6 protein-coding genes and 1 pseudogene are annotated in these 6,026 nt (G+C 49.2%); 2 read left to right on the plus strand and 5 right to left on the minus strand.

What is annotated here, in order from left to right; all coding sequences use genetic code 11:
- Positions 1-244 (plus strand): annotated as a pseudogene (locus Q0362_RS04825) (hypothetical protein); the annotation flags it as partial.
- Between the two features lie 90 nt (positions 245-334).
- Positions 335-1,027 (plus strand): type II CAAX prenyl endopeptidase Rce1 family protein, encoded by a 693-nt coding sequence (locus Q0362_RS04830; RefSeq protein WP_298120509.1) that lies wholly within the window; start codon positions 335-337, stop codon positions 1,025-1,027.
- Here Q0362_RS04830 and Q0362_RS04835 read toward each other — a convergent pair.
- From Q0362_RS04835 to Q0362_RS09700, 5 genes are all read right to left on the minus strand, one after another.
- Positions 1,020-1,781 carry a CPBP family intramembrane glutamic endopeptidase gene (locus Q0362_RS04835; protein ID WP_298120512.1) on the minus strand — a complete coding sequence of 254 codons (762 nt, stop codon included), beginning with the start codon at positions 1,779-1,781 and terminating at the stop codon, positions 1,020-1,022. The genes Q0362_RS04830 and Q0362_RS04835 overlap by 8 nt on opposite strands.
- Positions 1,781-2,377, minus strand: coding sequence for a DUF998 domain-containing protein (locus Q0362_RS04840; protein ID WP_298120515.1), 597 nt, complete (start codon positions 2,375-2,377; stop codon positions 1,781-1,783). The genes Q0362_RS04835 and Q0362_RS04840 overlap by 1 nt, the downstream gene beginning before the upstream one ends.
- A 2-nt stretch (positions 2,378-2,379) precedes the next feature.
- Positions 2,380-3,603, minus strand: a complete 1,224-nt coding sequence (locus tag Q0362_RS04845) for an exonuclease domain-containing protein (RefSeq protein ID WP_298120518.1) — start codon at positions 3,601-3,603, stop codon at positions 2,380-2,382.
- A gap of 15 nt (positions 3,604-3,618) precedes the next feature.
- The gene (gene ligA, locus Q0362_RS04850) at positions 3,619-5,919 is read right to left on the minus strand and encodes an NAD-dependent DNA ligase LigA (protein ID WP_298120522.1); all 2,301 of its coding nucleotides are present in this window, start codon (positions 5,917-5,919) and stop codon (positions 3,619-3,621) included.
- The coding region (locus tag Q0362_RS09700; protein WP_366099776.1) for an aminomethyltransferase beta-barrel domain-containing protein at positions 5,916-6,026 on the minus strand (111 nt) is incomplete at its 5' end. The genes Q0362_RS09700 and ligA, both read right to left, overlap by 4 nt.

The raw sequence follows: 6,026 nt of genomic DNA on the forward strand, positions 1-6,026 counted from the left end.
CGTCTTCATCGGTTGGTTTACTTCTCCTACAGGCGGGACTGCACTGAGTTCTCCATACTCCCCCAGTGGCACATCCAACATCACTCTCTATGCTCAGTGGTCTGTTGATCCCTCTGGCGGTGGAAGCTCTAGCCTCCCCAACACAGGAAGCAAAAGCTCGGAGATGATTAGATTTGCAAGCTCACTCTTGCTGAGCGGCGGAGTCTTAACTGGTTTAGCCATCCACAGGCGACGTAGAGCATAGGAATATGAGGGGCGGCGACGAAGGTCACCGCCCCTTTTCAATATCTCAAACTATTCTTGAGATATCTTCTTCCTGAATTGGAACTACTCCATGACACAGCGCTACAAGGCAACTGTCTCATCCATCATTGCCGTTCTCGGAACTGGTTCCTTGCTGTGGCTGAGTCTCGCTTTAGGGCAACAGCACAATAAAGACCTCGGCTTGTATTTCATCTACCAGCTGATCACCCTGGGTATTTCACTGCTGGTAATCCTGTCCATGTGGTTCACAACAGGAAAGAAACTTCACTTCCTGCGCCGAGGGAACATGTCTGCCCCGGCAACTCCCGTCAAGCTTCTGGGCATCAGCGCAAAAGATAACTGGAAGAGAATCGGTCTCACCTTTTTGGTTGCGATCTCTCTGGTCACTCTTGTATTTCTTCTCGTAGCTGATGGATCCGACTTAGGCTCTGTTCCCTTGGGTTCCTGGGCTTTGGCTTTCGCCGTGGCCATTCCTCTGTCAGTCGTGAATGCCTTTAACGAAGAGATCATCACTAGATGGACCATCGCTGAAGGTTTCACTGGAAAGTTTGCCCGCTATGCGCCCTGGGTTTCAGCAGTGATTTTTGGAAGTGTGCATTACTTCGGAATTCCTGGCGGTCTCATCGGTTCGCTGATGGCAGGTTTCTTGGCGTGGTTTGCCACACGGTCAATCCAAGACACACGAGGTTTAGGTTGGGCATGGCTCATTCACTTTGCTCAGGACATGTTGATCTTGACCATCACTATTGCGGTGTTTATCTAGAGAACTGTGGCTTCTTCCACACCCGTGGAAAACACAGCACAACGACACTGGCAATCATGACCAAAGTGCTGATGACAGCAGCAGGCACGCCCGCTGTGGCATCTGTAGCCGTAGAGAAGTTGAAGGCCGTGTGCCACAGGGCGACGATAAGGATCGAATAGCCGGCACCTTTATACATCCAGGTAAGCCAGATAGAACCACTGAGAAGTCCCAGTGCCCACCCAATGGTTCCGCCTATTCCGAGTTCCATAAAACTCGAGACAACCCAGAACAGTGGCACATGCCACACACCCCAGATGATCCAGACCAAGAATGCCGTTACCGCAGTGGAGTGCTTCTTCAGGAAGTAATCGGCGAGGAATCCGCGCCATCCAATTTCTTCCCCAAAACCATTGAGTACGAGGACCACCACGATGGTGAACAATCCCCACTCAGGTGCGCCCGAATATTTCAATGCTGAAGATAGATCAACTACTCCAGGAATGACGGCGCCTAAGGCAGTCACAACAATGAGGGCATACCACCACCAACGAACTCGCCATTTGGTGATGCGGCTCCAGAGGTCGATGAGCCCGGTACGTCCGTCGAAGATTCCCACCGTGCCGAAAGCACCGATGGCTGGGCCCAGTAAACCAAACAGGTGAGTTGGCCATCCCACACCTGCGTGTGTGACGGTTCCTGAAGTTGCAAGTGAAATCCACCAGCTCCATGACCAAACAAACGTGATGGCGAGATAGACGAGGACGCGTTTCATCAAGATTCCCCGTTAATCATGGAACTTCTTCCCTGAACTACAAACCAAGCGATCGCGATAGCGAACATAATCCTTTGGAAAACGCCACCAAATTCGGGAATGACTCCGACAAGTATGGGCATCGCTATTGACGTCACTACGGCAGCCCATCCCAACATCTTCACTGCCCGAGAAGCTTGCTTTTCGAACAAGATAACCAGCAATACTCCAACCCCGTAGAAAAAGCCCATGACGCTGGCGGAGACTGAGTGCAGGTTGCTCTCAAGTTCATTGAACGAAGAATCTGCGTTCCACTGTCTGGTTGAGAATGCCGCCACGGTGAGCATCAGGAAACCAAAACCGAACAACAAAAGCCCTGCAGATGTTCTCCATGCATCCCAGCGAGTAAGTGCGACAAGAATGACGCCGAGTCCGAAGGTGAGGAAACCTAAACGCGTCACCCACGCACCAGTGAGGCCTTGCGCTCCGGACTCACTGATGGAGTTACTGATCCAGCTGTAATCAGAAGGCATTGCTAATGGGGCTAACAGAAATAACACAGCAGAGCTCAGCAGGAAGATGATTCCTGCCAAAGAAGTTGATCGCCTAGATTCCATAACTATCCGATTTGAGCAATAACTTCTTCTAGCGGAAGAACAGGGATACCGAGTACACGAGCTCGTTTTGCTTTACCCGACAAAGAGTAAATATCAGCTGCCAAAACTGCTTTTGCCTTTTTTGTAACTGAAGGCCAAGAAATGATTCCTCTGGCTTCGAGCTTTTGCTCATAGTAGGACCGAGGTTGCGGCATATCACCCGTCAATACAACAACGTCCCCTGACTCAAAGTGGAAACTAATCGATTCAATACTTGAATCTTTGTTGCGTTGTCCAAGGGGCTCCGTTAGTGCCTTATCGATTTCCTCGGTTGTTTTTCCCATTAGTTTTCCGACATAACGGATACCGATTATTTCAGCAGGAATCAGGACTTCATCAGCCCAGGCAATTGTTGCAAAACCCCAAAAGTAGAGATCTCTGATTTCGTTGAATCTTTGGGCGGATATTTCAGAGGTCTTGACGTAATCCTCGACAATTCCGGCTTCTTCTTCTGTAATTTCACCGTCACTGAGAATGTCATCGAACAGCGCAAGAAGCCCAATTTCGGCATGATTCCCTTCAATTTCAGGAAGACGTGAAACAACATCTTTCACAAAAGAAGAATCTAGGGAAATTAATTCACTTCTATATTTAGGTTCGCAATTTTGAGGCTCGACTTCTGGCCAATATTCACCATCAGCTTGATCTAGTGCCTGGTCCCAGATCTGCATATTTGGCTCTTGGTTCATGTAGGCACGCAGTAGTTCAGCCGTAGCCTCTGCGTCTGCGAGAGCTGAGTGGGCTCTTGAATTATTTATGTCGTAGGCACCACAGCAAGCTTCTAGTGACCGCCCATTCCCTGGTAGGAAATCGGTCGCAAGTTGCATCGTGCACATCACCGGGATTTGCGCCCCATTGACCCAATATCCTGCCCGCTCAAATTCGGCAAAAAGGAAAGAAGTATCAAATTGTGCATTGTGGAATACAAGAACTCTTCCTGCGAGTAGAGATATTAAATCCTGAGCAATGTCTTTGAATTCAGGTGCATCAAAAACCTCTTTGGCAGTAATCCCGTGCACATGAGTCGGACCAACATCACGGTTTGGGTTAACAAGGGTGCAATAGGTGCTTTCTAACGCACCTTGAGAATCAAGAAACACGATGCCGATCTCAACGATTCGGTCATATTTTTGTGCACTGAAACCCGTAGTTTCAACATCGATTACAGCAAAGCCTTTAGACATCATTCCCCCATCATCCATTTAGCTACTGACAGCTGCTGGACCGCCCTCTAGCAATTTCCTAAATCCTTCAGCGTCCAACACTGGAATCCCAAGCTCTTCTGCTTTCGTTAGTTTTGAACCAGCGCCAGGGCCAGCAGCTACGTAGTTCGTATTCTTTGACACGGAGGATGCCGGTTTTCCGCCGGCAGCAATGATTGCCTCCTGCGCTCCGTCACGTGTGAATCCTTCTAATGAACCTGTTGCGACGATGATGAGGCCACTACAAGGGCCGTCACTGGACACTGCAGCCCCTGGCCCTGGGTGTCCAGGCACGAAAAGTTGAACTCCTGCTGCTTTCCAACGATCAACAATCTCTCGGTGCCAGTCGACACTTAGCCAGGTCTTGACCGATTCCGCAATGATTTGGCCGACACCTTCAACTGCTGCAAGCTCCTCTGCAGAAGCCTCATCTAAGGCCTCGATAGAACCAAAATGATTCGCAAGTGCTCGTGCAGCTACTGGCCCGACGTGACGAATGTTGAGGGAAACAAGCATTCGCCAGAAAGGCTTTGTTTTTGCCTTTTCCAACTCAGCAATGAGTTCAAAGGCACCCTTAGAAAGAATGTATTGCTCGTCACCATCGAAGACTTCTGCTTCAGGATCAAAGGGTGGATCCATGACAACTTTTTTGCCGATCTTTCGGATGCGACGGAATGGAAGTTCACGAAGAGGCTCTTTTGTATCTTTATCGAGCTTGATTTCACGAATTCGAATATCGGAGTAATTCCAAACCTCGAGGGGAAAGATGCCTTCCAGAGTGAGGTCAAAAAGTCCCGCTTCAGTTAGCAACGCAGGCTGAATAGGCGGAATTGGATTTGTCAATGCTTCAGCAGTTGACTCGCCTAGACCTTCGATTTCAAGACCACCGCGACTACCTATGTGTTCAACACGTCCGCGAACTTGAGCTGGACACCCCTTTGTGTTTGGACAACGAAGATCTATATCTTCTTCGCTAGCAGGCGCCAGCTTAGATCCGCATTCAGGGCATTCTTCTGGCATTACAAATGAATATTCAGTTCCATTTCGGAGTTCAAGAACTGGGCCCAAAATCTCTGGAATTACATCTCCTGCTTTTCGAATAACAATTGTGTCCCCAATAAGAACACCCTTGGCTTTGACTACATCCTGATTATGGAGAGTTGCGTATTCGACAACTGACCCAGCGACTTGAACGGGCTCAACTATTGCAAAGGGCGTTGCTCGGCCAGTGCGTCCCACACTCACCTTGATATCCACCAACTTGGTGTTGACCTGCTCAGGTGGGTACTTGTAAGCAATAGCCCACCTTGGAGCACGGCTTGTCGCACCGAGTTTCTTTTGAATAGCTAAATCGTCGACCTTGATGACGATGCCGTCAATCTCGTGGTCAATACTGTGTCGCTGAGCTCCCATTTCGGAGATAAAGTCAGCAACCGAAGAAGCGCTTGAGAGTACTTTGAAATACTTCGAAGTTGGCAGGCCCCAGGACTCGAGTAGTGCATAAACCTCCGACTGATTCGCTACTGGTACTTCGTTCCAAGCCCCAATACCGTGGACAAGTAGACGCAAAGGCCGAGCAGCGGTTTTTGCTGGATCTATTTGCCTAAGAGAACCGCTTGCAGAGTTACGGGGGTTAGAGAAAGTCTTTTCCTTTGCCTCTAACAATCGTTTGTTCAACTCTTCGAATTCAGCGGTAGGTATGTAAATCTCACCACGAACTTCCATGAGTTCAGGGAATCCACTTCCAGCCAAGCGGTGTGGAATGCCTTGAATAGTGAGCACGTTGGCGGTTACATCTTCTCCGACAACTCCGTCGCCACGAGTAGTTGCGCCGGTCAAGGTTCCGTTCTCATAGCGGAGGTTGATTGCGAGACCGTCAATCTTGAGTTCGCAGAGGTACTCAATCGCTGCCCCAGCGTCTCGTTCGGTCTTTTCAGCCCAAGAAAGAAATTGTTCTTCAGAAAAAACATTGTCAAGACTCATCATGCGTTCAAGATGAGGAACCTTTTCAAAAGTTGCTGCAGCTCGCCCACCTACGCTGAGGGTTGGGCTGTCTTGGCCCTGAAGAACCGGATACGTCTTTTCGATCTCTTCTAGCCGACGCATCGCCATGTCATATTCAGCGTCAGAAATGATGCTTTCATCACGCTCGTAATATGCGTCTGCTGCTTCGTTAATCTTCGTTGTTAGCTCAATTGCTTCAGTCTGTGCTTTTTCGAAGTCGGTTAATTCAGAAACTTGTTCAGCAGAAGGATTCGCATCTGGAACGTCTTCAATTTCGAAAAGAGCATCTTCGCTCATGCGGTGGCCACCACGTTCAGATCACTGACAGTTCTCGCAATTGTGAACTGTCCCAGGACTCTGGTGTCGACATAAATCACAGCGGTCTGGCCTGCTGCCACTGAGTT

The organism is uncultured Aurantimicrobium sp. (genome assembly GCF_936931525.1).
In the GTDB taxonomy this organism is placed as follows: domain Bacteria; phylum Actinomycetota; class Actinomycetes; order Actinomycetales; family Microbacteriaceae; genus Aurantimicrobium.